17 protein-coding genes are annotated in these 19,694 nt (G+C 67.2%); 8 read left to right on the plus strand and 9 right to left on the minus strand.

Annotated features, from left to right (window positions below):
• Positions 1-81 precede the first annotated feature (81 nt).
• Together LIN44_RS24370 and LIN44_RS24375 are read right to left on the minus strand one after the other, a co-directional pair.
• Entirely contained in the window at positions 82-1,116 is a 1,035-nt protein-coding gene (locus tag LIN44_RS24370; protein ID WP_227314823.1) for a porin, read from the minus strand.
• Positions 1,117-1,212: 96 nt separating this feature from the next.
• Entirely contained in the window at positions 1,213-2,151 is a 939-nt protein-coding gene (locus LIN44_RS24375) for a fumarylacetoacetate hydrolase family protein (RefSeq protein WP_227314824.1), read from the minus strand.
• A 293-nt stretch (positions 2,152-2,444) separates the two neighbouring features.
• Here LIN44_RS24375 and LIN44_RS24380 point away from each other — a divergent pair, with 293 nt between their 5' ends.
• From LIN44_RS24380 to LIN44_RS24400, 5 genes are all read left to right on the plus strand, one after another.
• Positions 2,445-2,990, plus strand: coding sequence for a cupin domain-containing protein (locus LIN44_RS24380; protein ID WP_227314825.1), 546 nt, complete (start codon positions 2,445-2,447; stop codon positions 2,988-2,990).
• A gap of 141 nt (positions 2,991-3,131) precedes the next feature.
• Complete coding sequence (locus tag LIN44_RS24385; RefSeq protein WP_227314826.1) at positions 3,132-4,370, plus strand: acetamidase/formamidase family protein; 1,239 nt, start codon at positions 3,132-3,134, stop codon at positions 4,368-4,370.
• 74 nt (positions 4,371-4,444) lie between these two features.
• On the plus strand, positions 4,445-5,719 hold the full coding sequence (locus tag LIN44_RS24390; RefSeq protein ID WP_227314827.1) for an MFS transporter: 1,275 nt from the start codon (positions 4,445-4,447) through the stop codon (positions 5,717-5,719).
• Positions 5,720-5,758: 39 nt separating this feature from the next.
• Complete coding sequence (locus LIN44_RS24395; protein WP_227314828.1) at positions 5,759-6,217, plus strand: heme-binding protein; 459 nt, start codon at positions 5,759-5,761, stop codon at positions 6,215-6,217.
• Between the two features lie 51 nt (positions 6,218-6,268).
• Complete coding sequence (locus tag LIN44_RS24400; RefSeq protein WP_227314829.1) at positions 6,269-6,889, plus strand: glutathione S-transferase family protein; 621 nt, start codon at positions 6,269-6,271, stop codon at positions 6,887-6,889.
• Between the two features lie 58 nt (positions 6,890-6,947).
• Here the strand turns inward: LIN44_RS24400 and LIN44_RS24405 are convergent, their stop codons facing one another.
• The 5 genes from LIN44_RS24405 to LIN44_RS24425 all read right to left on the minus strand — a co-directional run bounded on the left by LIN44_RS24405 (position 6,948) and on the right by LIN44_RS24425 (position 11,886).
• Positions 6,948-7,802 carry an AraC family transcriptional regulator gene (locus tag LIN44_RS24405; RefSeq protein ID WP_227314830.1) on the minus strand — a complete coding sequence of 285 codons (855 nt, stop codon included), beginning with the start codon at positions 7,800-7,802 and terminating at the stop codon, positions 6,948-6,950.
• A gap of 157 nt (positions 7,803-7,959) precedes the next feature.
• Positions 7,960-8,451 carry an Lrp/AsnC family transcriptional regulator gene (locus LIN44_RS24410; protein WP_227314831.1) on the minus strand — a complete coding sequence of 164 codons (492 nt, stop codon included), beginning with the start codon at positions 8,449-8,451 and terminating at the stop codon, positions 7,960-7,962.
• Between the two features lie 30 nt (positions 8,452-8,481).
• On the minus strand, positions 8,482-9,687 hold the full coding sequence (locus LIN44_RS24415) for a CaiB/BaiF CoA-transferase family protein (RefSeq protein WP_227314832.1): 1,206 nt from the start codon (positions 9,685-9,687) through the stop codon (positions 8,482-8,484).
• Entirely contained in the window at positions 9,684-10,487 is an 804-nt protein-coding gene (locus LIN44_RS24420) for a citryl-CoA lyase (RefSeq protein ID WP_227314833.1), read from the minus strand. The genes LIN44_RS24415 and LIN44_RS24420 overlap by 4 nt, the downstream gene beginning before the upstream one ends.
• Positions 10,488-10,536: 49 nt before the next feature.
• A complete protein-coding gene (locus LIN44_RS24425; protein ID WP_227314834.1) occupies positions 10,537-11,886 on the minus strand; it encodes an MFS transporter in 1,350 nt (449 codons plus the stop codon).
• A gap of 321 nt (positions 11,887-12,207) precedes the next feature.
• Between LIN44_RS24425 and LIN44_RS24430 the strand changes: the two genes are divergently transcribed.
• Positions 12,208-12,879 carry a GntR family transcriptional regulator gene (locus tag LIN44_RS24430; protein WP_227314835.1) on the plus strand — a complete coding sequence of 224 codons (672 nt, stop codon included), beginning with the start codon at positions 12,208-12,210 and terminating at the stop codon, positions 12,877-12,879.
• A gap of 192 nt (positions 12,880-13,071) precedes the next feature.
• A complete protein-coding gene (gene mdeB, locus LIN44_RS24435; RefSeq protein ID WP_227314836.1) occupies positions 13,072-15,768 on the plus strand; it encodes an alpha-ketoglutarate dehydrogenase in 2,697 nt (898 codons plus the stop codon).
• A gap of 35 nt (positions 15,769-15,803) precedes the next feature.
• Here the strand turns inward: mdeB and LIN44_RS24440 are convergent, their stop codons facing one another.
• On the minus strand, positions 15,804-16,481 hold the full coding sequence (locus tag LIN44_RS24440; protein ID WP_227314837.1) for a hydrolase: 678 nt from the start codon (positions 16,479-16,481) through the stop codon (positions 15,804-15,806).
• Positions 16,482-16,859: 378 nt separating this feature from the next.
• On the opposite strand from LIN44_RS24440, the gene LIN44_RS24445 reads away from it, so the two are divergent.
• A complete protein-coding gene (locus tag LIN44_RS24445; RefSeq protein ID WP_227314838.1) occupies positions 16,860-17,915 on the plus strand; it encodes a tripartite tricarboxylate transporter substrate-binding protein in 1,056 nt (351 codons plus the stop codon).
• Positions 17,916-17,940: 25 nt separating this feature from the next.
• Here LIN44_RS24445 and LIN44_RS24450 read toward each other — a convergent pair whose 3' ends face one another.
• On the minus strand, positions 17,941-19,341 hold the full coding sequence (locus LIN44_RS24450; protein WP_227314839.1) for an alginate export family protein: 1,401 nt from the start codon (positions 19,339-19,341) through the stop codon (positions 17,941-17,943).
• Positions 19,342-19,694 lie beyond the last annotated feature (353 nt).

A 19,694-nucleotide genomic window follows, 5' to 3' on the forward strand; every position in this document is an offset into this window, starting at 1 on the left:
CAGGCGCGATGCACCGGGCAAAGCGCGGCTTGTTCCGGCTTGCCCGGCCTGGCCGGCACGATGTGCTGCGCGGCTGCGCGCTCAGAACTTGTGGCGCAGTCCCACGCCAAAGGTGTTGCCGGTGCCGGCGGTGGTCAGCTTGTCGTAGAGGTAGTTGGCATAGACGTCGGTGCGCTTGGACAGGTCGTAGCTATAGCCGATCGCTGCCGTGGTGCGGTTGAAGTCATCCAGGGTGCGGCGGTCGTTCCGGGTCCACGCGTAGCTGGCATTGAGCCGGCCGGGTCCGAGCGGCGCCGAGACCCCGGCCTGGTAGGTATAGGTGCGCACTTCGGAGCGCCCGTTCTTCGTCATGTTGAACGTGCCGAACAGCTTCAGCACCTTGAAGTCGTACGAGGCGCCGGTGAACAGCACCTTCTGGCTTGGCTCCAGCGCCGTGATGGCGGCGCCGGTCTTGGTGTGGTTGCCGCCCACGGCCAGGTCCAGCGGGCCGTTCTGGTAGCGGATCATGGCGCCCATGTTGTTGGTGCCATTGTTGGTGGCGGCCTCGCCCAGCCCATAGATGAGCTGGAAGCTCAGCCCGCCAAAGTCGGGCGATAGGTAGCGCACCGCGTTGCTCCAGCCGGTATCGCCATGGATCAGCCGCCCGAACGTGGGAATCCAGTTCTGCACGTTCAGCGGCGAGAAGCGCGTCGAGCCGGCAAAGGGATTGAACTGTCCGGTGAGATAGAGCATGGGCGTGGAATTCCGGCCGATGCGCAGCTCGCCGAACTTGTTCGAAGACAGGCCGACATAGGCGTTGCGGGCAAACATCGTGTCGACCGGGCTGCGGCCCATCTCGCCGGTGTCGGGGCGGAAGAAGCTCTCGATGGCAAACACGGTGCTGAGGCCGCCGCCCAGGTCTTCTTCGCCGCCCATGCCCCAGAACGGCGTGGTCTCGCCACCGTTGTCGAGCTGCCAGGAACTGCGTGGCGCGCCGCTCGGCTTGATGCTGCCGACATAGGTGTCGATCAGGCCGTAGAGCCGCACCCCGCCGGCATGGGCCGTGGCCGAGGCGGCCAGCCCGGCGAGCAAGGCAAGGGTCAGGCTGTGCTTCAGGCAATGACGTGCTTCCAACATCTTCTCCTCCAATCTCTCTTGTTATGAACTCGAAAAAGGGACACGACAGGCGCACCGGCCCACGGCGCCGCTGGCGGCAGCGCAGGATGTCTCGTCTTACCCTGCTGTTCCCGGATGCGTGTCGTCACGAACGACCGGATTGCGCAGGACCCCGAGCCCGTCGATCTCCACCTCCACCTCGTCGCCGGGGCGCATGTGGACCAGCCCCGGCACCTTGAACAGGCCGTACTGGCGCGACAGGTCCAGGCCTGCGACGTCATCCGGTTGAGGCTTCAGCGCGCCCGGCGTGCCCATCGCGATCAGATCGCCGGGCCGCAGCTTGTAGCCCTCGCTCAGGTAGCTGATCACCCTGGCCACGCTGCACAGCATGTCGTCGAGCCGCGCGCGCTGGCGCACCACGCCGTTGAGGCGGGTCAGCACCGTGTGGGTGGCGGGGTCCCCGAACTCGTCGGCGGTCATCAGCCACGGCCCGTACGAGCCCGAGGCTTCAAAGTTCTTGCCCAGCCCGAACTGGCGGTTGTGCACCTGGTACTCGCGCACCGAGCCTTCGTTGAGGCAGGTGTAACCGGCCACGTGCTCCAGCGCGCGCTCCTCGGCAATGAAGCGGCCGGGCTTGCCGATGACCACCCCCAGTTCGCCTTCGTAATCGAACGCGCGCGCAACGGCTTCGGGCGGCGCGACGATCGCTTCGCCCGCGCCGACGTAAGACGCCGGCGTCCGCAAGAACAGATGCGGATAGTCGCCGTTGGTCTGCAGCCCGGTCTCGGCGAGGTGGCTCTTGAAGTTCAGCGCCAGCGCCCACATGGCATTGGGGCGGGCCAGGAATGGCTTGAGCCTGACCGAGGCCAGGGCGCGATTGCCCGTCACACCCTCCACGGCTTCGCGCAGCCGCGCGAGTCCGTCCTCGAGTTCCAGCAGCGCGATCAGGCTGGCAGGCAGATCCGGTGCGATCTCCGCGACCGCGACGAAGTGCGTGGGGCTGGTGACGACGCCAAGCGCAGTCGCGTTGCCGTTTGCATAAGCAATGATCTTCATGTTCAGAACGGGTGCATGGATGTCGAAGCAAGGTGGGACGGGTGGACCGGCCGATGCCGCCTTCCTGTTTCCGCCCACCGCCTGTGAGGACGCAGCGTAATCGGGCACCGGCGGATCCTCGTGACCGGATAGCCCGCAGGCTTAACCCGCAGTCCGAATATCTCGTCGGTGCATGCCAGGCGTGGCAGCGCCCGCCCTAGACTGCGCAGCGTTGCGTACGGGCTGCCGGTGCCGCATGAGTCGCCGCCAGTCCGGCGCGTCGTCAACAGTGAAGACGTCCGGGAGACGATCCAATGAAGCAAATCAGGCGCGTGGTGACAGGTCTGCAGCATGGCAAGGCGGTGATCGCCTCCGACGAAACGGTGCGGGAACGCGCACCGGCGCTGGCGGGCGGCGTGACCACGGTGCCGCTGTGGGGCGCGGAATCAGCGCCCGCGGTGCCGAATCCAGGCGAGCCGACTGCCGCGCCGACGTTCTCGCCGCCGCCTGGCGGCTATCACTTCTCCGTCTTCAGCGTGCCGCCGCTCAGCGAAGTCCTGGGTGCGCAAGCGCCGGCCGACCTCGGGCGGGCCAGGGAAGAGATGGAGCGGGACATTCCCGGGCTGCTCGAACTGATGGACCCCGAGGTGCCCGGCATGCATGCGACCACGTCGATCGACTTTGTCGTGGTGCTCAGTGGCGCGATCACGCTCGAGCTCGACAGCGGCGTCGCAACCACCTTGCAGGCCGGCGACACGGTGGTCCAGAACGGCGTGCGTCATCGCTGGCTGAACCACGGGACGGAACGTGCCTGGCTCGCCGCCGTGGTGCTGGGCGCAAGCCGCGCGGCGCCGTGCTGAAAATCAGACGATCTGATAAGCGAGCCGACGCGCCGGGCAAGGGCTGCCGTACCACCGCAGGTATCGTCGGACCGATCGCCACGTGCGACAGCAGCGCCGGGACCGGCAGTGTTCGACCGGACAAAACTTGGGGGAAAGCAAGTGAACACAGAGACAACCAACATCGGCCAGGCAAATGCCTGCGATGACGCCGACGCATCGAACCTTGACGCTATCCGCCGGCTTGCAGCCGAGGTCGGCACCGGGCTCAGCCGGCGTGGCATGCTGAAGCTGGCGGGCATCGGCGGCGCTTCGATGCTGTTCGGCGCGACAGCGCACGCCGCATCGGGCAGCGCCGCCGACGGCGAGCGCGGCCAGGCCCGCGTGTTCGACCCGAACCAGCACGGCAAGGTGCACACGCTGCGCTCGACGCCGCAGACCGTGCGCGTCGGCGAGATGGATCCGGCCGCGCCGCCGGTGCTGGAGATTGAATCGGGCGATGTCGTCCATTACCCCGATACCTGGGTGCATTGGGGCAATGAAGCCAAGTACGGCATGTCCTTCGCCGAGCGCAACGTGGTGCGCAAGCGGTATCCGCAGGGGCCGCAATCGCTGGTGGGACCGGTCGGCATCAAGGGTGCCATGCCAGGCGACGTGATCGAGTGCAGGATGTTGCGTCTGCGCCCGATCGACTGGGGCTGGAATTCGACGGTGAAGGGCATGGGTGCGCTGCCAGGGGATTTCCAGGAACCGTATCTGCATTACTTCCGCTTCGACGCCGAGCGGCGCTTTGCCGAGTTCGCCAGCGGCGTGCGCATCCCGCTGGCGCCGGTGCAGGGCGCGATTGCCGCGCAGCCGGCCGGCGACAAGCCGACCAGTGCGCTGCTGCTTGGTGCTAACGGTGGCAACCTGTCGCTGCCGGCACTGGTCGAAGGCACCTCGCTGTTTGTGTCGGTGCAGGTGCCCGGCGCCAGGATGTGGACCGGCGACTCGAATGCCGCGCAGGGAGACGGTGCGGTCAACCAGACCGGCATCGAAACCGCGATGGAAGACCTGCGCATCCAATACGTGCTGCACAAGCGTATGCCGCTGAGCGCGCCGGTGGCCGAAACGCCGACGCACTGGATCGTGCTCGGCTCGGGACCAAGCCTCGAAGAGGCACTCACGGCCGCACTGCGGCAGATGATCGGCTGGATCAGCGGCGCGACGGCGCTGTCCTGGCACGACGTGTATGCGCTTTGCAGTATCGAGGGCAGCTTCCGCGTAACCCAGTACGCCAACCAGACCAACAGCAACTACCACTTCCAGTCCCCGAAAGTCATGCAGGCCATGCTGCCCAAGCGCATCTTCAGCCCGGAGCGGCAGGCGCAGATTTCGCGCTCGCTGCGCACCGGGGCCTAGGTCTTCCCGGCGTGCCCGCAGCGGCGGGCACGCCTTCCCGCATCCTTCGATCCCGCCTCGCGCGGGTTGGTGACATGGTCTCTGTTCAACAAGATATCGCGGCAACGCAGGCGGATGCCGCGCCCTCGGCGCCAGACGGCGCGCAGCGCCTGCCCTGGCGCGTCTACGTCCTGTGCGGGCTGGTGGCGTTCCTGGATGGCTTCGACACCCAGTCCGTCGGTCCTGCGGCCGATGCCATGGCGACGTCGATCGGCATCGGTATCCAGGATTTCGGGCTGCTGTTCAGCGCGTCGCAGATCGGCTTCCTGATCGGCGCCGTGACCTTCAGCGCGCTGGGCGACCGCTTTGGCCGCAAGCGCTTGCTGGTGGCAGGAACCTTGCTGATCGCGCTCAGTTCGCTCGGCACGGCCCTGGCGGGCTCGTACGGGCAACTGATGGTGATCCGCATCCTGGCCGGTATCGGCCTGGGCGGCGTCGCCCCCAATTTCATCAGCCTGGCATCCGAGTTCACGCCGCCTGCGCTACGCGCCCGGGTCGTCACGCTGTTGTGGGCGGCGGTGCCGATCGGCGGCATGGTGGGCTCGTTTGCGAGCGCCTTCACGCTGCCGCGCTTCGGCTGGCAGGCCATCTTCCTGCTTGGCGGCGGCGCGCCGCTGCTGCTGGTGCCGCTGCTGGCGTACCTGCTGCCGGAATCCCGCGAGGTGCAACGCCAGCCCCATGGCAAGGCCGGCCGCGCGCCGGGGGTTGCGCCGCTGCGGACATTGTTCGGCGAAGGCCGCGGCATGGCCACGGCGTGGCTGTGGCTGGCGTGCTGGATGACCTGGACGGTGCTGGTCGTGGTGGGCGTCTGGACCCCGTCATTGCTGCAGCAGGCCGGCTGGACCATTGCCATGGCCGCATCGATGCTGGGCCTGCTGAACGCCGGCGGCGTCGCGGGAACGGTGCTGATCAGCGCCGCGCTGCGCTATGTCTCTCCGCAACGCGCCCTGATGCTGGCGCTGACGGCGGCGGCCATATCGATCGTATGCCTGGGCGCATTTGCGCAAAGCTTCGCCGTAGTCGCGATCGCGGCCTGCCTTGCCGGCTTCTTCTCGTCGGCAGCGGGCGGGTCGCTGCTCGCACTCGCGGCAAGCCTCTATCCGGAACGCGTCCGTGCCACCGGTGTGGGCTGGTCGCTCGGCGTTGCGCGTATCGGCGCGGTGCTGGGTCCGCTCAGTGTCGGTTGGCTGGTGAGCTGGCACTGGTCTACGGCCAGCATCTATGCCGCGATTGCATTGCCCGGCTTCCTGGCAGCGGCTTCGGTATTCCTGTTGAGCCGCACCGCCACCTTTCGCGCCGCCATCCGCTAGGCGCGGGACGAATCCCTCTCTCTGACAAGCGAAACGCCAATGACTACCGAAACTTCGAATGCCAATCGCCTCACGCTGATCGGCTACCAGCAAGCCAGCCAGATACTGGAAGCCGCGATCCGGCTGGCACAAGCGCATGGCACCGCGCTCAGCTTTGTCGTAGTCGACAGCGCGGGGCATCCGGTCGCGGCCGCGCGAATGGACGGCGCCCCTTTTATCACGATGGAAGTGGCGCGCGGAAAAGCCTTTGCCTGCGTCGCCACCGGCGGGCAATCGGGGCGGGCCCTGCGCCAGCGTTATGTCGACCATCCGATGGTGTGGGGCAATATCGCGTCGTTGGGATATGGCGCGCCGCTGCTGCCTGCCATCGGCTCGCTGCCGATCTGGATCGACGGGGTGCTGGTCGGCGCCGTGGCAACCAGCGGCGGCCAGGCCGAGGTCGAGGAGGATACGCTGATCAGGGCGATCGAATCCATTGGCGGCACCGTGACGCCGTAACGGGCGCGGGCGCCCCACGTCTGTCTCAATCCCTGTTCGAAAGGATCATCGATGCTCACCGTCTGGGGCCACCGCGGCTCGCCGAATGTGCAGAAGGTGCTGTGGGCCTGCGAGGAGCTGGGCCTCCACTACGTGCTGAAAGAGACCGGTGGCGCTGCCGGCGGACTCGACACGTCCGATTACCTGGCCAGGAATCCGAACGGCCGCGTTCCTACCATCGAAGACGGCGGCCACGCGCTGTGGGAATCGCACGCCATTCTTCGCTACCTGGCGGCAAAGGATCCGGCGCAGCGGCTGACGTCGGCCGACCTGCGCAGTCGCGCCGTCATCGACCAATGGCTGGACTGGCAGTGCGCGCATCTGGCGCCGGCCATCCGCGCGCTTGCGGTACTGGTGGTCAAGCCGCGCAGCACGATGCCGACCGCGCAAGAGATCGAGGCGGCGCGGTCCGGCATCCTGCCGCTGCTGCGGCTGGCGGAGCGCGAGCTCGCGACGCGCGACTATGTCGCGGGCGCCCGCTTCACCATTGCCGATATCCCGGTGGCGATCAGCTACAACCTCTGGAAGATCATGGAGCCGGCTTGGGCGGAGTTCCCGGCGCTCGACGCCTGGTATGCGCGCATCGGACAGCGCAGCGCCTTCAAGCCGATGAGCGGGCAGCGACGCGTCTAGCGACCGCGAGGCCCCCGGCACAAGCCGTGGCCATTGGCCGTCGCGGCCCCGGCAGACTTCACTGCCGATCCGGGTGGGCCAGCGGCGTCGCGCGCCGGCGGAATTCGCTTGGCGACAGCGCCATGTGCCGGGTGAAGAAGCGCGTAAAGTTGCTGTGCGTGCCAAAGCCGAGTTCATCGGCCAGGTCGGTCAGCGGGCGGTCCGTGCCGGCCAGCCAGCGCGTGGCAATGCCCAGGCGCAGGCTGTCGATATAGTGCCGGGGCGAGACCCCGACGCAGCGGCTGAACTGCGTAAAGAAATGCGAGCGCGAAATGCCGGCCGACCGGGTGATGTCGCCAACCTTGGGGTTCTCGGTGGCATGTTCGTGGATATAAGCGATCGCCTTGCGGATGCGGCGATCCGTCGGGCGCGTGTTCCTGAGCGCCAGGCTGTCCCCGTCCAGCTTTGCATAGTGCCTCACCACCGTGGCCACCACGGCTTTCAGGCGTGCCTCGCAGATTCCCGGCGACTCCAGGGACCGCGTCGACATGGCGGCGACCAGCAGATTCACCGTTTCCCGCAGCGCATCGACCCGCGCAACCCTGGGATCGGGAAACAGATGATCCAGGTGCAGCGCCGTCTCGGCGAATTCATCCGCCAGCCAGGACGGGTTCAGGAACAGCGACAGGATCGTCGCCGGGCCGTTGTCGCTGGGAAGCTTGGCGTGCACCACCCACGGATTGAGCAATACCACCGAGTCATCGTCCACCGTCAGCGAAACCGAGCCTGACTGCAGGCTCGTATCCGCGCCGCTGAGCTTGATGATCACATTGAATTCACGATGGGCATGTTCGACGATCGCCTGCTCGGTCGTATTGATCGTTGCGCGCCCGAAGTCGCCCTGCAGGATCTGCGCGGGAAACCGCTCCGCCATCTTCTACTCCTGTTCGTTCATGCCGCCGATGGCAGCGTTCGTCGGCAACCGATGCCGACGTGAATGTACCGAGTCAGCCTGACGAACAACAATTGGGGTTGCTGCGGAGTCCGCGCGGGGTTTGTCGGCGGCGCACGAAACCGCCACCGGATCGCGGCTATCGTCCCTGCTTCTTTGGCACCGGCTCCGGCAGCGGCAATGCGGTCTGGTACTTCACCTGCTTGAGCGCGAAGCTCGAGCGGATGCTGGCGACGCCGGCCAGCCGCGTCAGCTTGTCGACGATGAAGTGTTCGAGCGCCTGCACTTCCGCAACCAGCACCCGGATCAGGTAATCGGAATCGCCGCTCATCAGGTAGCACTCCATCACCTGCGGCAACGCCAGCACGGCGCGCTCGAACGATTCCAGGCCGGCGCGGGTCTGCTTTTCCAGGCTGACCTGGATAAAGACATTGACGTTCAGGCCAAGCTTGCGCGGGTCCAGCAGCGTGACATGCTTGCTGATCAGTCCGGACTGCTTCATCACGCGCACGCGCGCCAGGCAGGGCGAGGGCGAGAGATTGACGCGCGCGGCCAGTTCTACGTTGGTCAGGCTGGCATCGCGCTGGAGCTCGGCCAGTATCCTCAGGTCGGTCTTGTCGAGTTCGATCATGGGCAAGAATCATGGTTGACTGCGATCGCCTCAGCCTGGCGTTTCGCCAGCGGGCTGCCGGTGGTGGTCGACGACGATTCCCGCGCCGATCAGCTGCTCGATGCGTGCCGTGTCGAAGCCGGCCTCGCGCAGCAGTTCGACCGAATGCTCGCCGAATGCCGGCGGCGCACGGAAGCCGCTGGCGTTGTCGCCATCGTAGCGGATGGCGCGGTTGGCTGCGCGCACGGGTCCGTAGTCGGGGTGTTCCATCTGGTAGAAGATGCCGAGGTGGCGCACCTGGGCGTCGCCGCCGAGCTCGTCGAGCCGCAGTTCCGGCGCCGCCGGCACGTCGTACTGCTGCAGGCGTGCCATCCACGTATCGCGCTCAGCGGTGGCAAAGACCGCGCCGAGCTCGGCGGCGATGGCGTCATAGCCCTGCACGCGGCTCATGCGGTCCGGATAGGCCTGTGCCAGGTCCGGGCGCTCGATCGCGCCGAGCAGGTTCTGCCAGAACTTCTCCGGCGAAGACAGATGGATGCCGATGCGGCGTCCGCACCGGCACGTGACCAGGTAGGACTGGGACTTCGACGCACGGCTGAAGAACTCCGGCGCGCTGCCATAGGCCGACAGCTGCCCGAGCGGCTCGGTGGCCAGCGCGATCATTGCTTCCAGCATCGACACCTCGACTTTCCTGCCGCGGCCGGTGGTGGCGCGCTCCACCAGCGCACCCAGGATGCCGATGCAGGCGTAGATGCCGGAGATGGTATCGGACACCGGCGGTCCGGGCACGCGGGCGTCGGTGCCGCGATGGAACATCGACATCCAGCCGGACAGGGCCTGGCCGACATTGTCGAAGGCGGGGCGGTGCGCATAGGGGCCATCCGCGCCGAAGCCGGTGATCGAGCAATGCACCAGCCGCGGATTGACCTGCTGCAGGTGGGCGGCATCCAGCCCCAGCCTGGCCTCGCTGCCGGGGCGCATGTTCAGCAGCAGCACGTCGGCCTCGCACAGCAGGTCCTGCAGTACCTTGCGCCCGTCGGGCGTGGCGAAGTCGAGCGCCAGCGAGCGCTTGTTGCGGTTATGGGACTGGAAATGGCCCGCGTACATGCCGCCGTCGAAGGTCCGGAACGGATCGACCACCTTGGGCGATTCGATCTTGATCACCTCCGCGCCAAGCTCTCCCAGCAACTGCGCCGCCAAGGGCGCGGTGATGAAGCGGCCAATCTCGATGACGCGGATGTTCTGCAGGATCTTCATTGCGGCTCCTTCGGTACCAGGTGCGACGACGATGCTTCCTCGGTGCGCACCCACAGCGTATTGGCGATGGGGTGTTCGATTTCCTCGGCGAGATGGCCGAGCAGGCCGACCGCGCGGCTCACCACCGCCAGGCCGCGGCACAGCTTCCAGGACAAACCGAGTTCGGAGGCGATCGCGCCGATGGCCCCGGTCGCATTGACGGGCAGCCTGCCTGCCTTGCCGAAGGCGCGCTCGGCCTCTTGCGAGATCGCCTGCATCAGCGTGACATAAGGCCCGGCCAGGCCGTTTTCCTGCGCGATGGCAAACAGCCTGACGGCGCGCGGATCGACCGGCTTGTGCACGGGATGGCCGATGCCCGGTACCGGCAGGCGTTGCTCCCGGTGCTCACGCACGATGCGCGCGGCGGTGTCGGCGGCCTCGGCGGCGTCGTATGGCACGTCTGTGCCCAGCGGCCGCACCCCCTGCAACAGGCGGGCGGCCCCCTCGGCGGTGCCGGCAAAGGTCGTGCCCAGGCCGCACAGTCCCGCCGCAATCGCGGCCTGCATCGACTCCGGTGCGCCCAGGTAGGTCAGCCGCGCCACCATGGCCGAGGGCGTCATGCCGTGTTCCACCAGCACCGCGAGCACCGCATTGAAGACGGTCGATTCCGCCGCGCTCGGCGTTCGGCCGGTGATTTCGAGGAAGGCAAAGTCGCCCAGCGAGAGCTTGCCCAGCACGTCCTGGCACAGGTCCATGCCGCGCACGGTGATGCGATCGGCGGTGCTCCAGCCCATCTCCGATCGCAGCGATGGTGTTTCCATGGTCTCTCCTTGTCTTGACATGAGTGGGTCGGGGCGCAGGCATTGGCGCTCAGGGGCGGGGCGCGTCGGCCGACACGATGGCCCGCGGCAGCAGCAGGATCAGCACGCAGCACAGCAGCAGGCAGGCACCCAGCACGTAGGTGCCGCTGTGGACGCTGCCGGTGATGTTCTTGGCCACATTCGAAATCATGGCCCCGGTGATGCCGGCCAGGCTGCCCACGGAGTTGATCATGGCCAGGCCCGCCGCGGCCGCGGCGCCGGTCAGGGCGCGGCCGGAGAAGATCCAGAACAGCGGCGCCACGCCCAGGATGCCGGCCGCGGCCACGCAGATCAGCAGCAGCGACAATTCAAATTGGCTGGCAAAGGCCGCGCTCAGGATCAGGCCGATGCCGGCGCAGCCCGCCGGAATCGCGGCATGCAGGCGCCGTTCGCCGGTGCGGTTCGCGTGCATGGCATTGGCCACGATGAATGCGCCCGCCGCCACGTAGGGCAGCGCGGACAGCAGGCCGACGTGGTAGACGTTGTCGATGCCGCTTGCCCGGATGATCGACGGCAGCCAGAACGAAAGGCCGTAGAAGCCGGTGTTCATCGCCAGCAGGATCGCGCACAGCAGCCAGATCACCGGGCTTTTCAGCGCCGCGCCGAAGTTGTGCGCCTTGTGCGCGTTCTCGGTGGCGAGGTTGCGCTTGACCAGCGCCTTTTCTTCGGCGCTGAGCCAGTGCGCCTGGTCCACCGAGTCGGTCAGCCGGGCGAGCACCACGATGCCCAGGATGACCGCGGGCAGGCCTTCGATCAGCAGCATCCATTGCCAGCCGCGATGGCCCAGGGTGTCCTGCATGTTCTGCAGGATCCAGCCCGATACCGGACCGCCGATGCACAGGCTCAGCGGCAGCGCGAACATAAAGCCGGCCAGCACGCGGTTCTGCTTGTGCGAGGGAAACCACTGGTTGAGGTACAGCACCACGCCGGGGAAGAAGCCCGCCTCGCATACGCCCAGCAGGAAGCGCAGGACGTAGAAGACGTTCGCCGGGGTGGTGTGGAACAGCGTGGCCAGCGGGCCGATATACATCATCGAGATCGAGACGATGCCCCAGCTGATCATGATCCGCGAGATCCAGCGGCGTGCGCCGACGCGGTGCAGGATCAGGTTGCTCGGCATTTCGAACAGCACATAGCCCCAGAACAGCATGCTGGCCGCCAGCGCGTAGACGTTGTCGGTCAGGTCCAGGTCGCCGAGCATCTGCAGCTTGGCGAAGCCGATGTTGACGCGGTCGAGGTAAGACACCACGTAGCAGACAAAGAACAGGGGCACGGTCCGCCAGAACACCTTGTCATAGGCGGTCTTCTCGAGATCGGGCAATACGGCCCCGATCGGGCTTTGCTGGATGCTTGCGGCCATCAATGTCTCCGTATTGATTTCCCGGCGGATGGATGTTCCGTCCGGTCGCACCACCCTTGCAGCTGGCGCGTTTTCAAGTGCCGCCGATTTGGTCGACGTGATTGTAGGACAATTTGTCGCTTGGCATGCCGCCCTGCGTGCCCTTAAAGCGGCATTCAGGTGCTGAAAAAGCGGCGAAAAATGGACTTTGATAATCGGCGCCCGCCCGAACTTCGCAAGTCCAATCCAGCCTTACATCATCAATGAACAAACGATGTTGTAGGACAATAGTGTTCGTCAGCGTGGGATACAATCAGGGTTATCGCCAGCCGAGCCCCTGATATGACGAATCCATCCGAACCGCAGCGCAGCACGCTCGAATATGTTGTCGATACGCTCAGGCAGGCCATCCTCAGCGGACGTCTGGTGCCGGGCCAGCGCCTGGTCGAGGCTGACCTGACGCGCGAGCTCGGCGTCAGCCGGGGTCCGGTGCGCGAATCGTTCCGCCGCCTGTCGGCCGAGGGCCTGGTCGAGAGCATCCCGAACCAGACCACCATGGTCCGGCGCTACACCCACCTCGAGATGAAAGAGCTGTTCGAGATACGTGCCGAGCTCGAGGCGCTGGCGGCGCGGCGCACCGCCAGCCGCATGGACGAGGCCTGCGTGCGCGAGCGTTTTCTGAACGCGACCCGGCCGATCTGGGAAGACCACCATGCCATGAGCCCGGCGGCGTACTTCGAAGAGAACCGCCGTTTCCATCAGGCCATCGCCGACGAGTGCGGCAATGCGCAGCTCACCGATTTCATCGGCCGCCTGCAATTGCCGATGATCATGTTCCAGCTGGGCAACGCCATCCACGGCGAAGCCTTGCAGGAATCCGTCAACGAGCACCGCCTGATTGCCCAGGCGATCGTCAGCGGCGATGCCGACAAGTCGGCACAGCTGATCCGCGAGCACCTCAGGCGCGCCAGCGAATTCATCGACCGGCTGCCGGCGGACTCGTTCAGGCGATAACAACGCTGCCGGCTGCGGCTCGATGCTGCGCGGCACGCGCTGCCGGCCAGGCGCGCGTCGCGCAGCATCGTTGCGCGTGATTGGCGCCTGCCGCAGCGTCATCTGCCGCCAACCGCTAGCGCCGCGTGGAAAGTCAGCACCTCGTGCCGCAGGCCTCTCCATAGAATAAAAAAAAGCCTACGGAGACCTTCCATGACAAACCTCGCCTCCCCCCATGCCAAGCTGCTCGCCCTGGCCGCGCGGCAGCGCGACGACGACCCGCAGGAAACGCAGGAGTGGCTGGAGGCGCTGGAGGCGGTGGTAGCGCAATGCGGCCATGAGCGCGCGCACTACCTGCTGGGACGGCTGCTCGATGCCGCGCCTGCGCTCGGCGTGCCGACGGTCGCGCAGAGCAATACGCCCTACGTGAATACCATCCCGGTCGAGCGGCAGCTGCCGTATCCCGGCGACGCCGCGATGGAAGAGCGGATCACGGCGATCGTGCGCTGGAACGCGCTGGCCATGGTGGTGCGCGCCAACAAGGCCTATGGCGAACTGGGCGGCCACATTTCCAGCTACGCCTCGGCCGCGGATATCTTCGAGGTGGGGTTCAATCACTTCTTCCGCGGCGCCGACGCCGGCAACGGCGGCGACCTGGTCTATTTCCAGCCGCACTCGGCGCCCGGGGTCTACGCGCGGGCCTTCCTCGAAGGCCGCCTGTCCGAGGCGCAGCTGGACAATTTCCGTCGCGAGTCCGACGGCAAGGGACTGTGCTCGTATCCACATCCGTGGCTGATGCCTGACTTCTGGCAGTTCCCGACCGGCTCGATGGGGCTGGGGCCGATCCAGGCGGTGTACCAGGCGCGTTTCATGCGCTACCTGGAGCATCGCGGACTGCAAGCCACCGCGGGCCGCCACGTCTGGGGCGTGTTCGGCGACGGCGAAATGGACGAGCCCGAATCGATCGCCGCGATCCCGCTGGCCGCGCGCGAGCAGCTCGACAACCTCACCTTCGTCATCAACTGCAACCTCCAGCGCCTGGACGGGCCGGTGCGTGGCAACGGCCAGATCGTGCAGGAGCTGGAGGCGCTGTTCCGCGGCGCCGGCTGGAATGTGATCAAGGTGCTGTGGGGCAGCGCCTGGGATCCGATTTTCGCGCGCGATCACAGCGGTGCGCTGCTGCGCGCCTTCGCAGCCACCATGGATGGGCAGTTCCAGACCTACAAGGCCAAGGACGGCCACTATGGGCGCAGCCATTTCTTCGGCCAGAACGAGGAACTGAAGGCGCTGGTGGCCCACATGACGCCGGAGGAAGTGGCCGCGCTCAACCGCGGCGGTCATGACCTGCGCAAGCTGCATGCCGCCTTTGCCGCGGCGCGCGACCACAAGGGCCGGCCCACCGTGATCCTGGCCAAGACCGTCAAGGGCTATGGCATGGGCGATGCCGGCCAGGCGCAGAACACCACGCACCAGCAGAAGAAGCTCGACCTCGATGCGCTCAAGGCCTTCCGCGGCCGCTTTGGCCTGGACCTGTCCGATGCCGACCTGGAAGCGATGCGCTTCTACCGCCCGGCCGAAGACAGCCCCGAACTGCGCTATCTGCGCGAGCGCCGCGCCGCCCTCGGCGGCTACCTGCCGGCGCGGCGCTGCCGCGCCGAGGCCGTGCCGGTGCCGCCGCTGGCGCAGTATGGCCAATTCGCCATCGACGCCGCGCACAAGGAGATGTCGACCACCATGGCGATGGTGCGCATGCTGACCGGGCTGCTCAAGGACAAGACGCTGGGCCCGCGCGTGGTGCCCATCGTCGCCGACGAGGCGCGCACCTTCGGCATGGCCAGCCTGTTCCGCCAGGTCGGCATCTACTCGTCGCAGGGACAGCTGTACGAGCCCGAGGACGCCGGCTCGATGCTGTACTACCGCGAGGACGTCAGCGGCCAGATCCTGGAAGAGGGCATCACCGAAGCCGGCGCGATGTCGTCGTGGATTGCCGCCGGCACCGCGTACAGCACCCATGGCACCGCCATGCTGCCGCTCTACATCTATTACTCGATGTTCGGGTTCCAGCGCATCGGCGACCTGGTGTGGGCGGCGGGCGACCAGCGGGCGCGCGGCTTTCTGGTCGGCGCCACGGCGGGGCGCACGACGCTCTCCGGCGAAGGCCTGCAGCACCAGGACGGCACCAGCCACGTCATCGCCGCGACCATCCCCAACTGCCGTGCCTACGATCCCGCCTATGCCTACGAGCTGGCCGTGATCGTCGATGCAGGCATGCGCGCGATGATGGAGCGGCAGGAAGACGTCTTCTACTACCTCACCGTGATGAACGAGAACTACGCGCAGCCGTCGATGCCGGCCGGCGTGGAAGGCGACATCGTGCGCGGCATGTATCGGCTTGCGCAATCCGCAGGAGGCGGGCGCGGCAAGGTGCGGCTGCTTGGCAGCGGCGCGATCCTGCGCGAGGTCGAAGCGGCGGCACGGATGCTGGCCGAGGACTGGCAGGTCGACAGCGAAGTCTTCAGCGTGACCAGCTTTGCGGAACTGGAGCGCGAGGCGCGCGAGGCGGCGCGGCAACGCCTGCACCATCCCGAAGCCGAGGTGGCGCCCAGCCATGTTGAACAACTGCTGGCCGGCGATGCACCGGTGGTGGCCGCGACCGACTACGTGCGCGCCTATCCGCAGCTGATCGCCCCCTATGTGCGCGCGCCGTACACGGTGCTGGGCACCGATGGCTACGGCCGCAGCGACAACCGGCCGTCGCTGCGCCGCTTCTTCGAGGTGGACCGCGCCTATGTGTGCGTGGCGGCGCTGCGGGCACTCGCGGCACAAGGTACGGTGCCCGCCGGGCTGGTGGCGCAGGCGCTGGCGCGCTACGGCATCGACGCCGGCAAGCCGGCACCGTCGATGCAGTGAGCGCGCGCGCGGCCGGCCGGCCCGCGCCGCCTTTGTCAGCGTGCCGAGTCGAGGACCTCGCCGTCCTTCTGCACCGCCTGTGCCTTCATGTAGCTCTCGATCAGCAACTGGTAGGCCGGGAAGATCTTGGTGTAGATCTCGGCCCATTGCTGGGCATCATCGCGATGCCACGTGCGCTGCAGCTCCGAGGCGACGGCCGCCGTATCCATCGGCACCACGCCGGCCTGGACCACGCGCGCCAGCGTGATTTCCTGCGCCATCTTCGAGTAGGTGCCGGAGGCATCGACCACGGCAAACACCCGGTAGCCGTCTGCCACCGCGCTGATGGAGGGGAACGCCATGCACACGCTGGTAATGGTGCCGGCGATGATCAGGCTCTTCCTGCCGGTGGCTTCCACCGCGGCGACGAACTCTGGGTTGTCCCAGGCGTTGATCTCTCCCTTGCGCGCCACATACTTCGCGTGCGGCGCATTCTCGTGGATTTCCGGGATCAGCGGACCGTTCGGGCCTTGCGGCACCGACGCCGTGGTGATGACCGGGAGCTTGGACAGCGTGGCCATCTTGGCCAGCGCGGCAGCGCGCAGGCGCAGCTCCGGCATGGGCATGTCGCCTACGGTCTGGAACAGGCCGCTCTGGTGGTCGATCAGCAGCATGGCCGTATCGGCGGGATCGATGGCCGGGCGCTTGCCGTTGAAGTTGGCGGGACTGCTCATGGTGGGTCTCCTTTGGAATAGGGATGCGTGGACATCGGGTAAAGGGATGACTACCGCTGGCTGGACCCGGCGCTGAGCACATGGCGCTCTCGCGCGGGTTACATGAATCTAGGCGGTTGACGCGCAGTCCGCAACCATTTCAGCCGCGCTGCAGGCGAGGGCATATCGCCCCGCATGGCGATGAAGGCCCATACCAAATGCTGATGGCGACCGGAACAAAATGTGATTGGATCGGATGAACGGCCACGCATAAGGTAGTGGGTTCAAAACGCTTAACTCCGGAGAATTCCTGCGGCTGGCGCAGCGAAGCCAAAGGAGAGGCGCAGTCGGAATTCGAGCACCAGGGGACGCTTTCCCGGCTCGGTAAGGAGACGAGGCATGCCCCGGCCCGCAACGCCATCGAGCCATCCCCACGCGTTGGACTCACAGCCTTCGCCGGCGCGCCGCCGCTTGGTGCGTGCGGCAATCCTGGCCGGGTTCGGCAGCGTGCTGCCCGTTTGCCAGGGGGCCGCAGCGGCGCAGGCGGTGCAGCGCTGGACACCGGGCGGCACGGTCAGGTTGGTCGTGCCGTTCGCCGCGGGCGGCACTGCCGACCTGGTCGCGCGGCTGCTCGCAGAGGGCCTGGCCAGACGGCTTGGCCATCCGGTGATCGTCGAAAACCGTGCCGGCGCCGGCGGCAATATCGGCATCGCCAGCGTTGCGCGGGCCGCGCCCGACGGCCGCACGCTGCTGCTGGCATCCACGGCATTCCTGACCAATCCGGCATTGCACCCCGACCAGCCGCCATACGATCCGGTGCGGCAGTTCGCTGCGATCAGTGAACTGGTGAGTGCACCGGACGTGATCCTGGTACGGTCCGACAGCCCCTTCTCGACCCTCGGCGACCTGTTGGCCAAGGCGAAGGCGAGTGCCGGTGCGGCCAGCTACGCAACACCCGGAAATGGCAACAGCGTGCACCTGGGCGCCGAACTGCTCTGGCAAAAGGTCGGCGTGACCTTGTTGCACGTGCCCTACAACGGCGCCGCGCCGGCCATCCAGGCGGTGCTGGGCGGGCAGGTCGACTGTGCCCTCAGTGCACTGCCGCCGGCATTGCCATTGCTGGCCGGCGGCAAGCTGCGTGCGCTTGCCCTCGGCGGTACCTCGCGCTGGCACGCGCTGCCCGGCGTGCCGACGATTGCGGAATCCGGGTTTGCCGGCTATCGCTCCGAAACCATGCAAGCCCTGTACGCGCCCGCGGGCACGCCCCCGGCCGCGATCGATCGCCTGCATCGCGAGGTGGCAAGCATGCTTGCCGAAGCGCCAGTCCGGCGGCGACTGGCGGAAATGGGCTTCGCCGTCGTGGCCGGTTCACCCGAAGCCCTGTCCAAGCGTGTGGCCGAGGAAGTCCCTCGCTGGGCCAGGGTGGCGGCGACTGCCAGGATCCGCGCCGACTGAGTGCGACGGCCTGGCGGGACCGGCCTCAAAAGGTATAGGCCGCCGACAGATAAGTGAAGTTCGTGTTGCGCCCGCCCGCCGTGCTCAGCACCGGCGCCACCTGCACATGCACCAGCCCGGCGTTGACGGTGACATGCCGGTCGACTTGCCAGAACACGTCGAAGGCCAGCTGGCTGCCGGTATAGCGGCCGGGGCGGCCTGCCGTGCCGGCGATGGGGACGGCGGTCGCGGTATAGATGGCGTCGCCGGTGGTCTGGCGCCAGATGAAGTCCCACGACACGGTCAAGCGTAGCGATGCTGTGGGCCTGAGCGTCAGCGACGGCTGCAGGTCCAGCACATTGGAGGCGCCAAGCAGTCCGGCCTGGTTGAAGTAGGCCAGCTTGGGAAAGAGCCCGCCGTAGGTGCCGAGCTTGCCGTCCGCGGCATTCCGGTCGCCGCTGCCCGCGGTGGCCTTGACCCCGGCGCGCGCGTTCCATCCGCCCACGGCGAAGGCATAGCCCGTGTCCGTCGAGAAGCCCCACGCGCGCAGCTCTTGCCGGCCGAAGCTGCCGAACTGCGCCAGCGCCTCCCAGTCCCAGTCCCACCGGCCGCGGCTGCCGAAGATGCGCCCGCCCACGGAATGGCGGCGCTCCACGCCGGCGCCGATGCTGTACAGCGCGCGGCTGTTCTCGAAGCCCAGGTAATAGAGATCGACGCCGGATGCCGGCACGAAGCTGCGCGGCCATGTCGTGTACACGCCCCAGAAACCCTGCGCGTGATTGGGGTGGTCGTCGAAGTTGCCCGCCTTGAGCAGCACCGGCCGGGTGGCGAAGGCATCGATGCGGACGTCGCTGGCCTGGCCGCCGAGGCGAACGCCGTCGAAGGCGCGGCGCACGTTCGGGGCGTCGCGCACGGAGACCAGGCGCTGGGCGCCGAACGCCATTTCCTGCCGGCCCACGCGCAGCGTGGGGTCCGCCGCCGCAGTGCCCGACACCGGCAGGCGCGCATCGAAAAACGCCTGCTGCAGGTCCAGCCGGTCTTCATACGGAGGCACGGCCACATCCTTGCCAGCGGCGAGCTGATTGCCGAACTGGACGAAGGCACGCAGGCGCTCGCCCGCATGCAGGTCGGCGTGCAACAGGATGCGATGCAGCAGGTAGCCATCGGCCTCGCGGCCCGGCGTGCCGAAGTTCGGCGCGGAATAGTGCTCGAAGCGTTCGCGGATCTCGCCGCCAAGAGTCAGGTAGGTGTCCGGCGCGCCAAGCGGGATGTACTTGACCGGATCCCAGAAGTCCCTGCGCGGGGAAGCCGTGGCGGGCGATTGCAGGAAGCGATAGTCCTCCTCGTAGCGCAGGGACTTGTAGGCAGGCGCATCGGCCGGTGCCTGCGCCAGCGCGGCACCGGAGACGGCGATCAGGGCGAGGGCAAGCGCGTGGTGGTCTGCCAAGATGGTTCTGCCGGGTTCTGTGCCGGTGTGGCGGCTGAGGCTGGGGCGAGCGCATATGAAGGAAGCTGCGCCGGCACAGCTTCAAGGCGGTCACGCCGTGGACTCTCCAAGCCAACATAGCACCTTGCGCTGACAGCGCAAGGTGTCCGCCGTGCCGTGCGACAATTTTTGCTGCCTAGGCAGCGCGCGGCACGGACATCCCACTCGTAACGCGAGGCCAAGGCCATCCGGGGTTACACCTCATGAACCGACCATCCCTCCTGTCAAGCCGCGACTGGGTGCGGCACGCCAGGCCGATAGCAGGCGTCCAGCGTATTGAAGCGTGGTGCCGGGGCAAGGCGTATGCCATGCAC

It is taken from the genome of Cupriavidus sp. MP-37 (genome assembly GCF_020618415.1).
Taxonomy (GTDB): domain Bacteria; phylum Pseudomonadota; class Gammaproteobacteria; order Burkholderiales; family Burkholderiaceae; genus Cupriavidus.

Bases quoted from the DNA above. Each gene is read 5' to 3' on its own strand.
- LIN44_RS24375 (WP_227314824.1), bottom strand. From the start codon at position 2,151: ATGAAGATCATTGCTTATGCAAACGGCAACGCGACTGCGCTTGGCGTC.
- LIN44_RS24445 (WP_227314838.1), top strand. From the start codon at position 16,860: ATGCCCCGGCCCGCAACGCCATCGAGCCATCCCCACGCGTTGGACTCA.
- mdeB (WP_227314836.1), top strand. From the start codon at position 13,072: ATGACAAACCTCGCCTCCCCCCATGCCAAGCTGCTCGCCCTGGCCGCG.
- LIN44_RS24420 (WP_227314833.1), bottom strand. From the start codon at position 10,487: ATGGAAACACCATCGCTGCGATCGGAGATGGGCTGGAGCACCGCCGAT.
- LIN44_RS24415 (WP_227314832.1), bottom strand. From the start codon at position 9,687: ATGAAGATCCTGCAGAACATCCGCGTCATCGAGATTGGCCGCTTCATC.
- LIN44_RS24430 (WP_227314835.1), top strand. From the start codon at position 12,208: ATGACGAATCCATCCGAACCGCAGCGCAGCACGCTCGAATATGTTGTC.
- LIN44_RS24370 (WP_227314823.1), bottom strand. From the start codon at position 1,116: ATGTTGGAAGCACGTCATTGCCTGAAGCACAGCCTGACCCTTGCCTTG.
- LIN44_RS24410 (WP_227314831.1), bottom strand. From the start codon at position 8,451: ATGATCGAACTCGACAAGACCGACCTGAGGATACTGGCCGAGCTCCAG.
- LIN44_RS24405 (WP_227314830.1), bottom strand. From the start codon at position 7,802: ATGGCGGAGCGGTTTCCCGCGCAGATCCTGCAGGGCGACTTCGGGCGC.
- LIN44_RS24395 (WP_227314828.1), top strand. From the start codon at position 5,759: ATGACTACCGAAACTTCGAATGCCAATCGCCTCACGCTGATCGGCTAC.
- LIN44_RS24400 (WP_227314829.1), top strand. From the start codon at position 6,269: ATGCTCACCGTCTGGGGCCACCGCGGCTCGCCGAATGTGCAGAAGGTG.
- LIN44_RS24425 (WP_227314834.1), bottom strand. From the start codon at position 11,886: ATGGCCGCAAGCATCCAGCAAAGCCCGATCGGGGCCGTATTGCCCGAT.
- LIN44_RS24390 (WP_227314827.1), top strand. From the start codon at position 4,445: ATGGTCTCTGTTCAACAAGATATCGCGGCAACGCAGGCGGATGCCGCG.
- LIN44_RS24380 (WP_227314825.1), top strand. From the start codon at position 2,445: ATGAAGCAAATCAGGCGCGTGGTGACAGGTCTGCAGCATGGCAAGGCG.
- LIN44_RS24440 (WP_227314837.1), bottom strand. From the start codon at position 16,481: ATGAGCAGTCCCGCCAACTTCAACGGCAAGCGCCCGGCCATCGATCCC.